This window comes from Streptomyces xanthophaeus (assembly GCF_030440515.1).
GTDB classification, from domain to species: domain Bacteria; phylum Actinomycetota; class Actinomycetes; order Streptomycetales; family Streptomycetaceae; genus Streptomyces; species Streptomyces kutzneri.
The window spans coordinates 3,171,564-3,189,131 of record NZ_CP076543.1; the positions used below are offsets into that span (position 1 = coordinate 3,171,564).

The window sequence follows — 17,568 nt, forward strand, 5'->3', positions numbered from 1 at the left end:
GCTCAGCCACCCCCGAACAGCGCGTCGAAATCGACGTTCGCGCCGTACACGAAACCGCAGACGAGCAGGATCAGTGTGCCCGGCAGCATGAACATGGTCACGGCGAACGTCGCCTTGGGGACAGCCCGGGCCGCGCGGCGGCGGGCGTTCTGGGCGTCCGTGCGGCGCATGTCCTCGGCGATCGCGATCAGGGTCTCGACGATCGGCGAGCCGAGCTCCTCGCCCTGCTGCAGGGCCGTCACGAACTGCGCGACCTGTTCGCTGTCGTTGCGGCGGCGCAGTTCGTCGAAGGCCTGGCGGCGGCTGACGCCCATGTTCATCTGCTGCAGTGTGATGCGGATTTCGTCGGCCCAGGGGCCTTCGTACTTGTCCGCCACCCGCTCCAGCGCCTGCCGGAAGCCCAGCCCGGCGCTGACGACGACCGCGAGCACGTCCAGGAAGTCCGGCAGGGTGCGTTCGATGTGGTCACGGCGGACCCGGATCGCCGACCACAGGCCGGCCTCGATCCAGAACAGGCCGAAGGCCACCATGAGGAGTGCGGCGACCAGCTGGCCGTTGATCAGCATCGAGAAGGCGCCGAGGGCGCCCAGGGCCCCGTACACCGCCCGCCGGGCGGCGTACCGGTCGATCGTGAGGCCGGCGGGGTTGCCCGCCATGTCGATCTGGCGGCGCTTGCGGGCCACCCGCGCCGGCCCCATCAGGCGCAGCACCGCCGGGGCCCAGCGGATGCCCATCCGGTCCACCAGGGAGCCGACGGCCGTCGTACGGGTGGCGCCGACCTCCAGGGCGAGCGCGAGGTCCGTGGGCAGCTTCACGTCCGCGCGGTAGAGGCGGATGCCGTGGAACGCGCCGAGGACCGACAGGGCCACGGCCAGTGCGAGAAGGAGTCCGATCATCGTCCCGTCCGCCCCCTCACACGTCGATCTTCGACAGGCGGCGGATGAGGATGAACCCCAGGGCGAAGAGGCCGAGGGCGATGAGTACGGCCGTCTGGCCGATGAAGGCGCCCGTCATCCGGTCCAGCGCGCCCGGCATCATCAGATCGACCATCAGCAGGGACCCGAGGCCGATGGCGGGGACCAGGTACGCCGTCACCGTCACCTGGGACAGCTGGGTTCGGATCTCCCTGCGGGTCTCCTTGCGCTGCTCCAGCGTCACCGTGAGGTTGCGCAGGCTGTCCACGATCGCGCCGCCCGCTCGGGCGGACAGGACGAGCGTGGAGACGAGTACGACCAGTTCCCGGGAGGGCAGGCGCTCGGTGAGTTCGCCGAGGGAGTCGTCGATCGAGTGGCCGACGGCGAGGCGGTCGGCGACGCGCGCCAGTTCCTCGCCGGCCGGTGCCTCCAGCTCCTCGGCGGCGATGCCGATGGCCGTACGCAGGGCCAGTCCGGCCTGGGTGGCATTGGCGAGGATGCGGGCCAGGTCCGGGAGTTGGTTGATGAACCGTTCCGTACGGCGCGCCCGCTGCCAGTTGAGGAAGGCGTTCGCCGCCCAGATGCCGATGGCACCCGCCACCGGACCGAAGAACGGTGCGAGGAGGGAGGAGGCGATGAGCCAGACCCCCGCGATCGAACCCAGCATGTAGACGAAGAACTCGCCGGGGGTGAGGTCGAGGCCGGTGGTCGCCAGCTTCAGCTCGATCCGGCGGCCGAGCTTCGTCCTGCGCAGCCGCCGGTCGACCGCCGGGAAGCGGCGGCGCCGGCCGGCGGGCTCCGGGACACCGCTCGCCGAGAGGCGTTCGATGAGGGCGGCGCGCTGGGCTCGGCCGGCCATGTACGCCTGGAGGCCGGCGACGACCAGGACGCAGGCGAGCAGCGTGGCGCCGAGGGTGGCGAGGACGAGTGGGTTCACAGGGCGGTCCGGGTGATGCGGGCGGTCAGGGGGTCTTCCGGCGCGACGCCGAAGGCCTGCGGGATGGGCTGGTTGTTCATGTAGAGGCGTTCGGCGATCCGGCGGGGCAGCGGGTAGTACTCGAAGTAGCCGCGGACACGGCCGTCCGCCCCCATCGGCTGGGCCCCGAAGCGGCAGACCGTGGTGATCCGGAAGGGCTCGCGGCCGTGCGATTCGAGGACGGAGATCTCGGTGATGCGGCGCGAGCCGTCGCCGAAGCGGGTGAGCTGGACGATGACGTTCACGGCGCTGTTGATCTGGTCCTGCAGGGCCTCGAAGGGGATCTCGACCTCCGACATCGAGGCGAGGGTCTGCAGGCGCATCAGGGCGTCCGAGGAGCTGTTGGCGTGGACGGTGGCCAGGGAGCCGTCGTGGCCGGTGGACATCGCCTGGAGCATGTCGAGGGTCTCGCCGCCGCGTACCTCGCCGACGATGATGCGGTCGGGGCGCATGCGCAGTGAGTTGCGGACCAGGTCGCGGATGGTGATCTGGCCCTTGCCCTCCACGTTCGCGGGGCGGGATTCGAGGCGGATGACGTGGGCCTGCTGGAGCTGGAGTTCGGCCGAGTCCTCGATGGTGATGATGCGTTCGCCCTCCGGGATGAGGCCGGAGAGGGCGTTGAGGAGGGTGGTCTTGCCGGTGCCGGTGGCTCCGGAGACGATCACGTTCATCTTCGCCGCGACCAGGCCGGAGAGCAGGAGCAGCATCTGCTCGTCGAGCGAGCCGAGCGCGATCATCTCGTGCAGGGTGAAGGCGCGCGGGAAGCGGCGGATGGTGAGGGTGGCGCCGGTCAGGGAGAGCGGCGGGATGATGACGTTGACGCGCTCGCCGCTGGGGAGGCGTGCGTCGACCATCGGATTGGCCTCGTCCACCCGCCGGTTGACGGTGGAGACGATGCGCTCGATGGTCTGCATCAACTGCTCGTGCGAGGCGAAGCGGATGGGGAGCTGTTCGACCCGGCCGGCGCGCTCCACGTAGATGTGGTCGGGGCCGTTGACCATGATCTCGGAGATCGAGGCGTCTTCGAGGAGCGGTTCGAGCACGCCGAGCCCGAGGGCCTCGTCGACGACGCGGCGGATCAGCTGGGCGCGCTCGACCGTGGAGAGGACGGGGCCTTCGCGGCTGATGATGTGGCCGAGTACGCGTTCCAGGCGCGCCCGGCGCTCGGCGGGAGCGAGCGCGGACATCTCGGCGAGGTCGATCTCCTCCAGCAGCTTGGCGCGGTAGGAGGAGACGAGGCGTCCGTCCTCGCGCGGGCTGTGGCGGTCGTCGGGGGTGTTGACCCGAGAACGCAGGCTCATGGTCCGGTCACCTTCGGGTCGTCGTTGGGCATGACCGCCGTCGCCTTCGCCGGTTCGGGCTTCAGCCCGGGAATGATCGAGTTGATCTGGATGGTCACGGTCGCGGTCACCGCGTCGCCTTCTCCGCCCACGATTACGGTCGCCGGGAGCCCTTCACGGATGGCGGCGTATCCGGCGGCCTCCCCCCGGCCCTTGTGCTGGGCCTCCACCCGGGCCGCCGTGCGGGCGGCCGTGTCGGCCTGCTCGTGGACGTACGCCACCCAGCCCAGCTGGATCCCGCAGAGGGCGACGAACAGCAGGATCGGTACGAAGCCGATGTACTCGATGGCCACTTGGCCCCGGTCGGAGCGCATGCGCCGTCTCACGTCACTTCACCTCCCTCTCCATCGCCGCGCCGCCGGTGCCTTCGATCCGGTCGAAGCTGAGGCCGGGGAAGAGGATCGGGACACCGAGGCTGACCTTCGCCCGGTAGATGTCCCCGGAAATCCCGCAGTCCACTTCGAGGCCCCACGCCTCCCCGATGTGCTCGTGCGCGGCCGCGACGCAGGCCGCGTCGTCCTTCACCGCCCCCGCCCGCGCCGCCTCGTCCGCCGCGTTGCCCGCCAGTGAGAAGGCGTACCCGATCAGTACGCACTCCCACACCGCCGCCACGAGCAGCAGGATCAGCGGCACCGTGCCCACGAACTCGATCGCCACCTGGCCCCGGTCCCCGCGCCCCGGTCTGCGGACGGGCATGCGTCAGCCCTCCCGGCCGCGGCGCAGGCGGGCCACCGGGCCCGTCGCGCGGACCGCGAGCGAGGCGCCCGGGGCGGTGGCTGCGGACGGGGCGGTGTCCGGGGTCGACAGGAGGCCGAGTTCGCCGGCCAGGGTCCACAGGGCCTGTTTGACCGTCGAGCGGTTGTCGAGGTCCTGGACGCGGCCCGCGTCGACCACGGCCTGGAGTTCCTTGAACGCTGCCGGGACCGGGGTGCGGGTGGCGCGGGTCTTGGTGATCTTCTCGATCAGGGCGGGCTGGATCTCGGTGTGCTTGCTCCAGCGGTTGACGACCATCGCCGTGTCCTCCGCCTTGCGCACCTGGAGCCGTTCCCACATCCGGACCATGCGCTTGGCCGCCCGTACCGCGACCACGTCCGGGGTGGTGACCAGCACCGCCACGTCCGCCATCTCCACGGCCGCCGCGTTGGCCCCGGTGACCTGGGTGCCGCAGTCGACGACGACGAGTTCGTAGCGGCTGCGCAGGGCTCCGACGATGTGCCGGGCGGCCCGGTCGTCGACCTCCTCGCCGCGTTCCCCGTCCGCCGGGGCGAGGAGCAGGGCGAGGCCCGAGGCGTCGTCGTAGACGGCGTCCTGGAGGACCCGCGGGGAGATGTCCTGGATCCCGGCCAGGTCGGCGATGGAGCGCCGGAACTGCACGTCGAGGTACGAGCCCACGTCGCCCGCCTGGAGGTCGAGGTCGACCAGTGCGGTACGCCGTCCCGAGGCGGCCGCGGCCAGCGCGAACTGCACGGCGGTGAAGGTGGTGCCCACGCCGCCCTTGGCCCCGGTGACGGTGACCACCCGGCCGCCCGGGCCCGTGAACACGTCGGCGGCGGCGCCCCCGCCCAGGTGGCGGCGTACGCCCACGGACCACTGGGCGGCGGCCTGGACGCGGGCGGCGAGTTCCTCGTAGGAGAGAGGGAGGCCGATCAGGCCGCGCGCGCCCGAGTCCATGGCGGCGGAGAAGAGTCCCGGGCCGGCGTCCGAGGAGACCAGGACGACGCCCACGGCCGGGAAGCGCAGGGCCACTTCCCGGATGAGCTCCAGGGCGGGCACCGGGCCGATCCGCTCGTGGACGAGGACGACCTCGGGGAGTTCGTCGATGGAGTCGGCGGCGAGCCGGGCCAGGGTGTCCAGGAGCGTGGTCGCGTCGGGGACGGGGGCGGCCGGCTCGGCGGCCGGGAGCTGGCTGAGCAGTGTCACGATGGCGCGCGCGGCGTCCGGGTCGCCGACCGCGGGGAGGATTCGGGTGGTCATCCGGGCCTCACCTGTCCCCGTCGAGGGTGTACGTGCGGTCGCCCGGGGCGGGCGCCGAATCGGTGCCGGGGGCCACCAGGGCCAGGCGTACGTGCTCCGCGAAGGACTCTGCGTACGCGACGCGCTGGGTGTCCTTGGTGCTCAGGGCGAAGGTGATCGGAACGGCCTCGGCGGGGCCCTTGCGGTCGCTGTCCTTGTCCAGGGCGGTGAGCTTGCCGACGCCCAGGACCCGGGCGTTGGCGACGATGATCACCGAACGCGAGGGGTCGGTGTCCTTGGCGCCCTTGAAGGTGGCGAGGATGTTGACCTTGGCGCCGGAGGTGATCTTCCCGGCCACGCCCGTGGCCGCGTCGATCATGATGGCGATCTCCTGCTCACCGGGCTGCAGCTGCGGCCGGTCGACGAACATGTCCGCCTGGAGCAGCGAGCCCTTCTTCAGCGTGGTGAGGGCGATCTTGTCCTTGAGCGCGCCGAGGTCGGTGACGGCGGTGTCGGAGAGCCAGCGTTCGGGGATCCGGACCTCCTCGAACTGCCCGGCCGTCAGCGGGCTGTACGGGGCTATGTCGCCCTTGGCCCGGTAGGCGACGACCTCGGCGCCGACCTTGGAGTTGACGTCGCCGATCACCACGAGGACTCCGGCGAAGGCCCCCAGTGCGCACAGGACCGACAGGAGCAGCAGGATGACGCCGCGGCGCTGGCGTGAGTTCATGGGCCTTACCTACCTCGCCGTTCTTCATTCATTCGTGCGTTCGAGTGATCAGGGTCTGGAACGGGCGGTACTCGCGGGCGGCGGCGGTGCGGTGAGCGGTGCCGCGCAGAAGCCGCAGCGGTCGCCGATGAGTTCGAGGCCGCACCAGCGGCACTCCTCCCGGCGGACCGAGGCGACGAGCTGGTAGAGCACGGACAGGTCCGGGATGCCGGCGGCGAACTCGACGAGTTTCGGGGTGCCCCACCAGCCGGCGGACGCGGCGGGCAGCGGGTTCTCCAGGACGCCCTGGACCTGCCAGGCGGGGGCCAGTTCGGCCGTGACCCAGTCGGAGGCGAGCTGGCCGCGGGCGAAGGTGAGGTGCGTGGCGAACTCGGGGCCGGCCGGCAGCACCGCGCCGCGGGGGCCGTGGGCGCCGCCGCCCTGGGATCCGCCGCCGCTCAGCTTCGCGAGGTGCGGTTTCGGGTGGGCCATGACGGCGAACTGCGCGCTCGGCGACCAGGACCTGGCGTGCGCCCCCAGTCCGACGGGGACCCGGACCCGGTCGAGTTTGGCGACCGAGCCCAGCAGGGCGCCCGCGTAGATGTAGTGGGACAGCAGCCGGGCCGCGGAGGCGATGATTCCGGGGCTGAAGTCGCAGACGCTGAGCTGGCGCAGCTGACGCGCCAGCAGGGCCGTTCCCAGCGGCGGCAGATCGATGCCGAGGAGCGCGATCCGGTCGGTTTCCAGGATGGCGCGTACGGTGTGCAGGCGCTGGACGGTGGAGCGCGGGAGCCAGGGCGGTACGAGGGCCACGAGGTGGCCGTGCCGCTCCAGCAGGGCGCCCGTCTCGGCGAGCGCGGACTCCAGGTCGAGCTGCTCGGGCGGGTGCAGTAAGGCGGCCCCGGGTGTGTGCCGGTCAGGGGCCGGAAGTACCAGATCGGCGCTGGTGACAGCGATGGCGGTCGGCACGCGCATTCCCCCGTTCCCCCACGTACACCCCGTACGTACGCCCCGTACGCCGCGGGCACTTCACGTGCCCGGTGCGCGCTCGGCACGGACCTGGCACGGACCTGACGCGGACTCGACGCGGATTCGATACGGACTTCCCGCGTCCGCGCCGACGCCGCGCGACCGCATCCGATCGACCCGCTCCCCCCTTGCCCCAGCACCATATCCGCGTCACCCCTGACGGGGCAGGGCCTTGGAGATTCCCGTGCTACCAGCACATGTCACAGGGGGCGGAAACCCGGACAACAGGGATCGCATAGCGGGCCATTTCAAGCCACATCGCGAAGACTCTTGACACAGGGATTGGTCTGGACCAACTTGGCAGCCAACGCCTTGAGTCGGACCCACCCCACTCGGTCCGCCTCTCCCCACACCCCTCTTCCTCCCCCCACCGGAGCCCACGTGAACCGCATACGCTCCCTCGCCCTCCCCATCGCCGTCACCCTGGCCGCGGGCGCCCTGTCCGCCCTCGCCGCCGGTACCGCACAGGCCGCCGACGTGAACGTCGCCCGCAACGGCGGCTTCGAGTCGGGTCTCGCCAACTGGTCCTGCACCGGCGGAACCGGCGCCTCCGTCTCCTCGCCCGTCTACGCCGGATCCGGCGCCCTGAAGGCCACCCCGGCGGGCCAGGACAACGCCCGCTGCAGCCAGACCGTCACGGTCAAGCCGAACTCGACCTACACGCTGAGCACGCAGGTCCAGGGCAGCTACGTCTACCTCGGCGCGACCGGGACCGGCACCCAGGACGTCTCCACCTGGACGCCCGGGTCGGGCGCCGGCTGGCAGAAGCTCTCCACCACCTTCACCACCGGCCCCAGCACCACCCAGGTCACCGTCTACACGCACGGCTGGTACGGCCAGCCGGCCTACGTCGTCGACGAGTTCAGCGTCTTCGGCCCGGACGGCGGAGGCGGCACCGACCCCGGCCCGTCGGTCCCGGGCGCACCGGCCGGGACGGCCGTTTCCGGCCAGAGCGCGAGCGCCCTCACCCTTTCGTGGAACGCGGTCAGCTCGGCCACCGGCTACTACGTGTATCAGGACGGCGTCCGCGTCAGAACCGTGACGGGCGGCGCCGCCTCCACCCAGATCACCGGGCTCGCGGCCTCGACGTCGTACTCCTTCCAGGTGAGCGCGTACAACGCGGCGGGCGAGGGCCCGAAGTCCGCCCCGGTGACCGGGACCACCACCGGCACCGATCCGGGTCCCGGCCCCGGCCCGGGCGTCCCCAAGCACGCCCTGACCGGCTACTGGCAGAACTTCAACAACGGCGCGACCGTCCAGAAGATCTCCGACGTCTCGGCGCAGTACGACATCATCGCCGTCTCCTTCGCGGACGCCACCACCACGCCCGGCGCCATCACCTTCAACCTCGACTCGGCCGGCCTCGGCGGCTACACGGTCGCCCAGTTCAAGGCCGACATCGCCGCGAAGAAGGCGGCCGGCAAGTCGGTCGTCCTCTCCGTCGGGGGCGAGAAGGGGACCATCACGGTCAACGACTCGACCTCGGCGAACAACCTCGCGAACTCCGCGTACGCCCTCATGCAGGAGTACGGGTTCACCGGGATCGACATCGACCTGGAGAACGGCCTGAACCCCACCTACATGACGCAGGCCCTGCGCTCGCTGTCGTCAAAGGCCGGCCCCTCGCTCGTCATCACCATGGCCCCGCAGACGATCGACATGCAGTCCACTCAGGGCGGCTACTTCAAGACGGCGCTGAACATCAAGGACATCCTCACCGTCGTCAACATGCAGTACTACAACAGCGGCTCGATGAACGGCTGCGACGGCAAGGTCTACTCCCAGGGCTCGGTGGACTTCCTCACCGCGCTCGCCTGCATCCAGCTGGAGGGCGGCCTCGACCCCTCGCAGGTGGGCATCGGCGTCCCGGCCTCGCCCAGCGGCGCGGGCAGCGGCTACGTGTCCCCGGCGATCGTCAACAACGCCCTGGACTGCCTGACCAGGGGAACGAACTGCGGCTCCTTCAAGCCGTCGAAGACCTACCCGGGTCTGCGCGGCGCGATGACCTGGTCGACCAACTGGGACGCCAAGGCGGGTAGCGCTTGGTCGAACTCGGTGGGTCCCAAGGTCCACGGACTCCCGTAGGCGGTACGTGTAGGGGTGGCCGGATCGGTACGGCCTGCACAGCGTGTCCTTGACCGGGACATGCCACGAGAGCACGCTGTGCGCGTCCGCACGGCTACCCCCACACTCCCGACCCAGGAGAACGCATGCGGCTCCATACCCGCCGGAGGGCCGCCCTCACGGCGGCCCTGCTGGCGCTCGCGCTGGGCGCACCCGCCTACGGCATGAGCGCGACGGCTTCCCCTCCGCCCACTCCTTCGACCGCCACCCAGGACGAGGCGATCGTCCAGTACCGGATCCACGGCCCCTCCACCGCCACCGACCGCACCGCCCTGCTCCGTACGGGCGTCTCGATCGACGAGGTGGACGACCACACCGTCGTGGTCAGCGCCGACACCATGCAGGCCAAGAAGCTCAAGGAGCTCGGCTACAAACTGACCGCCCTGCCCGGACCCCCGGACCGCTCGGTGCCCGGCATCGCGGCGAGCCCGATGGACTTCCCCTCGGCGGACTCGAAGTACCACAACTACGCCGAGGCGACGGCAGAGATCAACCAGCTCGTCGCGCAGTATCCCGCGATCGCGAGCAAGCAGGTGATCGGCAAGTCGTACCAGGGCCGGGACATGTTCGCCATCAAGATCAGCGACAACGTCGCGACGGACGAGGCCGAGCCCGAGGTGCTCTTCACCGCCCACCAGCACGCGCGTGAGCACCTGACCGTCGAGATGGCGCTGTACCTGCTCAAGGAGTTCACCTCCAAGTACGGCAGCGACTCCCGGGTCACGGGCGCGGTCAACGGCCGCGAGATCTGGATCGTCCCGGACCTCAACCCCGACGGCGGCGAGTACGACATCGCCACCGGCTCCTACCGCTCCTGGCGCAAGAACCGCCAGCCGAACTCCGGCTCCTCGTACGTCGGCACGGACGAGAACCGCAACTGGAACTACAAGTTCGGCTGCTGCGGCGGCTCCAGCAGCAGCAAGAGCTCCGAGACCTACCGGGGCGCCTCCGCCGAGTCGGCGCCCGAGGTGAAGGTCGTCGCGGACTTCGTCCGCAGCCGGGTCGTCGGCGGCAAGCAGCAGATCAAGGCCGCCATCGACTTCCACACCTACAGCGAACTCGTCCTGTGGCCCTTCGGCTGGACCTACAACGACACCGCCCCGGGTCTGACCGCCGACGACCTCGCCGTCTACAAGAAGATCGGCACCAGCATGGCGGCGAGCAACGGCTACACGCCGGAGCAGTCGAGCGACCTGTACATCACGGACGGGACGATCGACGACTGGCTGTGGGGCAACCAGAAGATCTTCTCCTACACCTTCGAGATGTACCCGGAGAGCGGCGGCGGCGGCTTCTACCCGCCGGACGAGGTCATCGACCGCGAGACCGCACGCAACAAGGACGCGGTGCTCCAGCTGCTGGAGAACGCGGACTGCATGTACCGCTCGATCGGCAAGGAAGCCCAGTACTGCGCGACGCCGTGACCGGCTGACCGTCTGAAAGGGGGCGCCCCACCGCCAGGGGGGCGCCCCGCCCGCGCGTCCGGCGGAGCGCCTCGGCCCCGGTCTCGGCCCCGGCCCCGGTCTCGGCCTCAGCCGAGGACGGCGAGGGCGTCGATCTCGACGAGCAGCCCGGCCGGCAGGCCCACGTACACGGTGGTGCGGGCGGCGGGGGCCTCCTTCAGACCCTGCTCCTCGAAGTAGGCGTTGTAGATGTCGTTCATCTCGGCGAAGTGCCCGGTGTCGGTGAGGTAGACGCGGATCATCATCACGTCGTCCCAGCCCGCACCGCCGGCCTCCAGGACGGAACGGACGTTCTCCAGCGTCTGGAGGGTCTGCTCGCGCAGGGTCGGCCCGGCGGGGGTGGGCGGCTGCCCGTCGACGTGCGGGAGGAAGCCGACCTGGCCGGCGACCTGGAGGATGTTCCCCTTCCGCACGCCGTGCGAGAACTTCGCGGGCGGGACGGTGTGGGTGCCGGGCGTGATGGCGACCTTCTCGGTCGCGTACTTCTCGGTCACGTTCTTCTCGCTCACGTGCTCTCCTGTACTCCTGAGTAGTCCTGGCTGATGGCTTCGGCGGTACGCAGCACCTGCGGCAGCAGTCCGAGCAGCCCCTCGGCGGAGACGACCACACCCGGCGCGGACACCGACAGCGCGGCGACGACCCGTCCGTCCGGCCCGCGCACGGGCGCCCCGAGGCAGTTGACGGACTCCTCGTGCCCGCCGAGGTCGGTGGCCCAACCCTGCTCCCGTACGAGGTCCAACTCGCGCAGGAAGGCCGCCGCGTCCGGGGTCGAACGTGCGGTGTAGCGCGGGTACTCGATCCGGCCGGCGAGGGCCCGGAGCTCGGCCTCGGGCAGGTCGGCCAGGAGCAGCTTGGCCACGGCGGCGACCGTCAGGGGCACGGGCCTGCCGATGCGGGAGTACATGCGGACCGGGTAGCGGCTGTCGACCTTGTCGACGTACACGACCTCGTCGTCCTGGTGGAGGGCGAGGTGAACGGTGTGTCCGGTGGCCCGGTTCAGCTCGACGAGGTGGGGGTGTGCGATCTCCCGGACGTCGAGGTTCTCGATGGCCTCGGCGGCGAGCGCGAAAAGCTGTGCGCCGAGGCGGTAGCGGCCGTCGGGGCAGCGGTAGACGAAGCCGCGCTCGTGCAGGGTGCGCAGGAGGCGCAGCGCGGTGCTCTTGTGCACGCCGAGCTCGTCGGCCACGTCGCCGAGGCCGGCGGGACCTCGCGCGAGCAGCGGCAGCACCGCGAGTGCCCGTTCCACGGACTGGCTCATCCCTCGTCCTCTCGTACGGTCACTGCACCACCGGCTCCGCCGGCGCCCCGGGCTCCGCCCGGACCCTCCCCCAGCTACCGCTGGGAGGTACCCCCTGCTCAAACGCCGGCGGGGCTGGGAGTTTCAGCCTCGCCGGCGTTTGAGGCGCGGGGGTTCGGAGGTGGAGCCCCAGGAGCGGCGTCGCACGTTGACCCGCCGTCACCCCGGATGTTAGACAGCATGCAGCGGCACACGCAACGACCGTTGCAGCCCACGCAATACAATCGGAAGGCACCCGCATGGCCAGCGACAGCGACCCCGTCAAGGACCTCGCCGACGAGCCGGTCGACCACCGGTTCAAGGGCCTCCCCCCGGACGCCCAGACGCACGGCCTCACCGTCGGCCGGCTCGCCGCCGAGCGCCGCGACCTGTACACCGGCGGCTTCACCACCCCCGTCCTGACCCTCGACGCGGACGCGCTGGAGCACAACCTCGCCGCGCTCGGCGCCTACGCCGCCCGTCACGACCTGGCCTTCGCCCCGCACGGCAAGACCTGCATGTCCCCCCAGCTCTTCCGCCGCCAGCTGGAGCACGGCGCGTGGGGCATCACCGCCGCCGTCCCCCACCAGGCCCGCGTCTACCGCGCCTTCGGCATCCAGCGGATCTTCCTCGCCAACGAGCTCGTCGATCCCGCCGCCCTGCACTGGGTGGCCGGTGAACTCGCCGCCGACCCCGACTTCCGCTTCGTCTGCTACGTCGACTCCGTGCGCGGGGTCCACCTCATGGACCGCGCCCTGCGCGACTCGGCCGCCGTCATCGACGTCGTCGTCGAGCTCGGCGCCGGCGAGGGCGCCCGTACCGGGGCCCGCAGCGACGAGGACTGCCGCGCCGTCGCCGACGCGGTCGCCGCCACCGCCACCCTGCGCCTGGTCGGCATGGGCGGCTACGAGGCCGAGGTCCCCGGCGCCGACCCCGAATCCGTCCACGCGTACCTGCGCCGGCTCACCGCGCTCGCCGTCGAGTTCGACAAGGCGGGCCGCTTCCCCGCGGACCTCGACGAGATCGTCGTCAGCGCCGGCGGCTCGGCCTGGTTCGACGCGGTCGCCGACGTGTTCGCCGAGCTCCCGGAGCTCTCCCGCCCGGTCCTCAAGCTGCTGCGCTCCGGCGCGTACGTCTCCCACGACCACGGCTGGTACACCCGGCTGACCCCCTTCAACCGGCACCCGGAGGAGGGCGGGCTGCGCCCGGCGTTCCGGCTGTGGACGCAGGTCGTCTCCCGTCCCTCCCCCACCCAGGCGTTCGTCAACGCGGGCAAGCGCGACATCGCCTACGACCTGGGCCTGCCCGAGGCCGAGCTCGTCCGCGACGCCCTCACCGGCGCGGAGCGCCCCGCCACCGGCGTGCGCGTGGTCAAGCTGTCCGACCAGCACGCCTGGCTGGAGACCGACTCCGCCGACGACGTACAGGTGGGCGACTGGGTGGCCCTCGGCATGTCCCACCCCTGCACGATCTTCGAGAAGTGGCCGCTGATCCCGGTCGTGGAGGCCGACGGCACCGTCACCGACTACGTCCGCACCTTCTTCTAGGCGCGGGCCGGTGGACCTGGTCATCCGGGGGGCCCGCGTCGTCGACGGCACGGGCGGGCCCTCGTACACCGCCGACGTCGGCGTCCACGAGGGCCGGATCGCCGGGATCGGCAGGCTGTCCGGGGGCCGCGAGACCGTCGACGCGCACGGTCTCGCCCTGGCCCCCGGCTTCGTGGACATGCATGCCCACAGCGACCTCGCCCTGCTCCGAGACCCGGACCACAGCGCGAAGGCCGCGCAGGGCGTGACCCTCGAAGTCCTCGGCCAGGACGGCCTGTCGTACGCGCCCGCCGACGACCGCACCCTCGGCGAGGTGCGGGCCGCCATCGCCGGCTGGAACGGCCCCGGCGACGACATCGACTTCGACTGGCGCACGGTCGGCGAATACCTCGACCGGCTGGACCGCGGCTTCGGCGGCGAAGGCATCGCCGTCAACGCCGCCTACCTCGTCCCGCAGGGCACGGTCCGCGCCTACGCCCTCGGCTGGGACGACCGCCCGGCGACCGCGGCCGAGCTGGACCGGATGCGCCGGCTCGTCGCCGACGGCCTGGCCCAGGGCGCCGTCGGCCTGTCCTCCGGCCTCACCTACACCCCCGGCATGTACGCCACCGGGACCGAACTGACCGAACTGTGCCGGGTCGTGGCCCGGTACGGGGGCTACTACTGCCCGCACCACCGCAGTTACGGCCACGACGCGCTGGCCGCCTACGCCGAGATGGTCGCCCTCACCCGGGAGGCCGGCTGCGCCCTGCACCTCGCGCACGCCACCATGAACTTCGGCGAGAACCGGGGCCGGGCCGGCGAACTGCTCGCCCTGCTCGACGCGGCGCTGGCCGAGGGCTCCGACATCACCCTCGACAGCTACCCGTACACCCCCGGCTGCACCACCCTCGTCGCGCTCCTGCCCGGCTGGGCGAACGAGGGCGGCCCGGAGGCGGTCCTGGCCCGGCTGCGCGACGGCACCCAGGCCGAGCGGATCCGCCACGCACTGGAGGTCGAGGGCTCCGACGGCTGCCACGGGGTCCCCGTCGACTGGTCGACGATCGAGATCTCGGGCACCGCCGACCCCGCCTACGGCCCGTACGTCGGCAGGCGCCTGGACAGCTGGGAGACCGCCCGCGGACTCCTGCTCGGAGACCGGCTCGCGCCGACGATCCTCCAGCACGTCGGGAACGAGGAGAACGTCCGGGCGATCATGCGTCACCGGGTCCACACCGGCGGCTCCGACGGCATCCTCCAGGGCGCGAAACCCCACCCGCGCGCCTACGGCACCTTCCCCCACTACCTCGGCCACTACGTCCGCGAACTCGGGCTGCTCTCCCTGGAGGAGTGCGTGGCCCACCTGGCCGGCCGCCCCGCCGCACGCCTGCGGCTGCCCGACCGGGGCCTGGTCCGCGCGGGGTACCGCGCCGACCTCGTCCTCTTCGACCCGGACACGGTCGCGGCCGGGTCCACGTACGAGCGGCCGCGCGTGCTGCCGACCGGTGTCCCGCACGTCCTGATCGACGGGCGTTTCGTCATGCGCGACGGGCGCCGCACGGACGTGCTGGCCGGACGGGCGGTGCGCCGAACCGCCCGCGATCTTCGGTAGATCCGACATCTACGATGGGCCGCATGGTCGCCTTCGCCCTCGCCGCCCTGCTCTTCCTCGCGTTCTGCATAAGCGTCCGGCAGGACCGGCGGCGCTTCCAGAACGCCGTGCTCCTGGGGCTGACCTTCCTCAGCGCGTTCTCCGCGCTGTTCCTCCAGGTCGGCAAGCTGCCCACCTGGGCAGCCGTCACGGTCGTCGTACTCGCCTTCGCCTCACCCGCGTTCGCCGCCGTGGGCCTGGGCGTCTTCCTCGTCCGCAACGGCATGATCATGATCCGCAAGGAGGGCTTCCGGCCGGCCAACCTCCTGTCGATGCTCGCGGGCCTCACGATCTTCGCGCTGATCGCACTGCTGGTCCTCGTCGGCGTGGTCGGCTCCCCCCTCCTCGGCGGCATCGCCGGAACGGTCACCGTGGTCGCCGGCTACGTCTCCTTCGTCTTCTTCTGCTTCCTCGGCTACGCCTTCCTCTACGGGCGGATCAAGGTGCGCGGCGACGTCGACCACGTGGTCATGCTGGGCTCGGGCCTGGTCGGCGGCGACCGCGTGCCGCCGCTGCTGGCCTCCCGCCTGCGCAAGGGGCAGCAGATCTACGAGGCCCAGCTGGCCCGGAGCGGCCGGCCGCCGGTCCTCCTCGTCTCGGGCGGCAAGGGCTCGGACGAGAAGGTCGCCGAGGCCCGGGCGATGGCGGACTGGCTGATCGCGCAGGGCGTCCCCGAGCAGCACGTGGTGCTGGAGGACCGCTCCACCACGACCGAGGAGAACATGCTCTTCAGCCGGGACATCATGACCGCGCACGACCCGGCCTACCGGTGCGTCGTGGTCACCAACAACTTCCACGCCTTCCGGGCGGCGATGCTGGCCCGCAAGACCGGCGTCAACGGGCAGGTGCTGGGCTCCCCCACCGCGAAGTACTACTGGCCGAGCGCCACCATCCGCGAGTTCGTCGCGGTCTTCTGGGAGCACCGGATCGTGAACCTGTCGATCTGCGCCCTGCTCACCGTCTTCGGCGCGCTGGGCACGCTGGCGGCGGTCCTCGTCTGACCCGCGCACACGGAGGTGCCGTGACTCCCCCCTTGGCAGTCACGGCACCGGTCCGCGCGTGCGCGGGCGTCCGGGCTACACCCGCTGCCAGAGCGCCGGGACGTTCGGCGGCTCCCAGCCCGTCTGGGCCTGGTGACCCTGGAGGCAGCGGTAGGCCGCGCCGCCGTAGGTGACGGTCGCGCCGGCCGCGTAGACGGTGCCCGCCTTCCAGGTGCCGCCCGGCTCGGGGTCACCGGGGCCGGGGCCCGGGCCGGGGTCGCCGCCGCTGACCTTGAGGGTCAGTCCGTACGCGGACAGGATCGGGTTCAGCGGCTGGAAGAAGGTGGTCCCGCCGCCGGAGCAGTCGCCGGAGCCGCCCGAGGTGACGCCTTGGGCCTGGCTCCCGGAGATGTAGGAGCCGCCCGAGTCGCCCGGTTCGGCACAGACCGTCGTACGGGTCACGCCGGAGATGGTGCCCTCGGGGTAGGTGACGCTGGTGTTGTGCTGCTGGACCGTGCCGCAGTGCCATCCGGTGGTCGATCCGGAACGGCATACCGAGGCTCCGACCGGCTGCAGCACCGAGCCGGTGACCTGCACGTTCGTGCCGCCGCTGCCCTTCACGTACGGGGTCGCGGTCCACTGGGCGTTCGCGGCCACCCAGGCCATGTCGTTGCCGGGGAAGACCGAGGCCTGGAAGGAGCCCTGGGCCACCTGGTTGAAGCCGCTGGTGGCGGTTCCGGCGCGCCCGCAGTGCCCGGCGGTGGCGAAGCCGTTCACGGTCCCCCTGGTGACGGGGAAGCCGACGGAGCAGCGGCCGCTGCCGTTCATGTAGTACGCGTCCCCGCCGCGCAGGTCGTACAGCGGGCGCGGGGCCTCGGCCGTACGGACCACCGTGACACCGGCCGGGTCGGTCCCGGTGGCGGCCAGCAGCACGGCCGCCGCCCCCGCCTCGGTCTCCTCGACGACGAGGGTGTTGGAGCGCGGGTCGACGTAGCGGACCGGGGTCGCGGCACCGGCGGCCCGGTCCAGTGCGGCCAGGTCGGCGTCCAGGCCGGCCAGGGTACGGGTGACCAGCTGCGCCCGGGCCCCGGTGGCCCGTATCGCGGCGGTGTCGGCGGCCCGGGTGGTGGCCACGGTGAGGGTGCCCGCGTCGGCCCCGTCCACCCAGGCCCCGGCGAAGGCGGAGCCGAGCCGGTCGCGCAGCCGGGCGGCGGCGGCCCCCGCCTCGGCCTCGTGGGCGAGGCGCGCCTTGGCCTGCGTGGGGGTCAGGCCGAGGTCGCGCTGCATCGCGGCGAGCAGCTCGGGCGGTGCGTCGGCGGTGCGCAGGACGGCCGCCGCGGAGGGCGCGGCGGGGGTGGAATCGGCGCTGGCGCCGCCGGTCCCGGCCAGCAGCAGCCCGGCGGCGGCCAGGGCGGTACACGCCGCGCGGGCGTGTCGCTTGAGCATGGGGGATCTCCTCGGTTTCCGGTGGGGTCTGCGGAAACCGTAGAAATCCGAACCGCCGTGCGGGAGCTGCCGGTTGGCCCCTTCCCCGGTGTTATGCCCGGGGCCGCCCGGCGGCCCGCGCGCGGTCGAGGTGCGTTCATGGGGCGGCGGCCGGAGGATGGGGCCAGGGGAAACCGTAGGA

The 17,568-nt window shown here is 71.9% G+C and carries 16 protein-coding genes; 5 read left to right on the top strand and 11 right to left on the bottom strand.

The annotated features are described in order from the left end of the window. Window positions 1-2: 2 nt before the first annotated feature. The 8 genes from KO717_RS13585 to KO717_RS13620 are packed head-to-tail and all read right to left on the bottom strand — an operon-like array spanning window position 3 to window position 6,867. Window positions 3-893: a DUF5936 domain-containing protein gene (locus KO717_RS13585; protein ID WP_301374512.1), complete on the bottom strand. Its 891-nt coding sequence runs from the start codon at window positions 891-893 to the stop codon at window positions 3-5. A gap of 19 nt (window positions 894-912) precedes the next feature. After that, complete coding sequence (locus tag KO717_RS13590; RefSeq protein ID WP_301366959.1) at window positions 913-1,851, bottom strand: type II secretion system F family protein; 939 nt, start codon at window positions 1,849-1,851, stop codon at window positions 913-915. After that, window positions 1,848-3,191 carry a CpaF family protein gene (locus KO717_RS13595; RefSeq protein ID WP_301366960.1) on the bottom strand — a complete coding sequence of 448 codons (1,344 nt, stop codon included), beginning with the start codon at window positions 3,189-3,191 and terminating at the stop codon, window positions 1,848-1,850. The genes KO717_RS13590 and KO717_RS13595 overlap by 4 nt, the downstream gene beginning before the upstream one ends. Beyond that, entirely contained in the window at window positions 3,188-3,556 is a 369-nt protein-coding gene (locus KO717_RS13600) for a TadE/TadG family type IV pilus assembly protein (RefSeq protein ID WP_301366961.1), read from the bottom strand. Before KO717_RS13600 ends, KO717_RS13595 begins: the two co-directional genes overlap by 4 nt. A gap of 1 nt (window position 3,557) precedes the next feature. Next, on the bottom strand, window positions 3,558-3,926 hold the full coding sequence (locus KO717_RS13605; protein ID WP_301366962.1) for a TadE/TadG family type IV pilus assembly protein: 369 nt from the start codon (window positions 3,924-3,926) through the stop codon (window positions 3,558-3,560). Between the two features lie 3 nt (window positions 3,927-3,929). Further along, window positions 3,930-5,204 (bottom strand): AAA family ATPase, encoded by a 1,275-nt coding sequence (locus tag KO717_RS13610; protein WP_301366963.1) that lies wholly within the window; start codon window positions 5,202-5,204, stop codon window positions 3,930-3,932. A 7-nt stretch (window positions 5,205-5,211) separates the two neighbouring features. Then, the gene (gene cpaB / locus KO717_RS13615) at window positions 5,212-5,913 is read right to left on the bottom strand and encodes a Flp pilus assembly protein CpaB (protein WP_301366964.1); all 702 of its coding nucleotides are present in this window, start codon (window positions 5,911-5,913) and stop codon (window positions 5,212-5,214) included. A 48-nt stretch (window positions 5,914-5,961) separates the two neighbouring features. Beyond that, window positions 5,962-6,867: a hypothetical protein gene (locus tag KO717_RS13620; protein WP_301366965.1), complete on the bottom strand. Its 906-nt coding sequence runs from the start codon at window positions 6,865-6,867 to the stop codon at window positions 5,962-5,964. A gap of 435 nt (window positions 6,868-7,302) precedes the next feature. Here KO717_RS13620 and KO717_RS13625 point away from each other — a divergent pair, with 435 nt between their 5' ends. Further along, complete coding sequence (locus KO717_RS13625) at window positions 7,303-9,006, top strand: chitinase (RefSeq protein WP_301366966.1); 1,704 nt, start codon at window positions 7,303-7,305, stop codon at window positions 9,004-9,006. 125 nt (window positions 9,007-9,131) lie between these two features. After that, complete coding sequence (locus tag KO717_RS13630) at window positions 9,132-10,469, top strand: M14 family metallopeptidase (protein ID WP_301366967.1); 1,338 nt, start codon at window positions 9,132-9,134, stop codon at window positions 10,467-10,469. Window positions 10,470-10,576: 107 nt separating this feature from the next. On the opposite strand, the gene KO717_RS13635 is transcribed toward KO717_RS13630, so the two are convergent. Then, window positions 10,577-11,002, bottom strand: coding sequence for a RidA family protein (locus tag KO717_RS13635; protein WP_301374513.1), 426 nt, complete (start codon window positions 11,000-11,002; stop codon window positions 10,577-10,579). Window positions 11,003-11,013: 11 nt separating this feature from the next. Next, window positions 11,014-11,766 (bottom strand): IclR family transcriptional regulator, encoded by a 753-nt coding sequence (locus KO717_RS13640; RefSeq protein ID WP_301366968.1) that lies wholly within the window; start codon window positions 11,764-11,766, stop codon window positions 11,014-11,016. A gap of 278 nt (window positions 11,767-12,044) precedes the next feature. Between KO717_RS13640 and KO717_RS13645 the strand changes: the two genes are divergently transcribed. Genes KO717_RS13645 through KO717_RS13655 form a run of 3 tightly spaced genes read left to right on the top strand, consistent with a single transcriptional unit; the run spans window position 12,045 to window position 15,962 of the window. Then, window positions 12,045-13,331: an alanine racemase gene (locus KO717_RS13645; RefSeq protein ID WP_301366969.1), complete on the top strand. Its 1,287-nt coding sequence runs from the start codon at window positions 12,045-12,047 to the stop codon at window positions 13,329-13,331. Between the two features lie 10 nt (window positions 13,332-13,341). Further along, complete coding sequence (locus KO717_RS13650) at window positions 13,342-14,922, top strand: N-acyl-D-amino-acid deacylase family protein (RefSeq protein ID WP_301366970.1); 1,581 nt, start codon at window positions 13,342-13,344, stop codon at window positions 14,920-14,922. A gap of 23 nt (window positions 14,923-14,945) precedes the next feature. Beyond that, complete coding sequence (locus KO717_RS13655) at window positions 14,946-15,962, top strand: YdcF family protein (protein ID WP_301366971.1); 1,017 nt, start codon at window positions 14,946-14,948, stop codon at window positions 15,960-15,962. A gap of 75 nt (window positions 15,963-16,037) precedes the next feature. Here KO717_RS13655 and KO717_RS13660 read toward each other — a convergent pair whose 3' ends face one another. Continuing rightward, the gene (locus KO717_RS13660) at window positions 16,038-17,387 is read right to left on the bottom strand and encodes a carbohydrate-binding protein (protein WP_301366972.1); all 1,350 of its coding nucleotides are present in this window, start codon (window positions 17,385-17,387) and stop codon (window positions 16,038-16,040) included. Window positions 17,388-17,568: the final 181 nt, after the last annotated feature.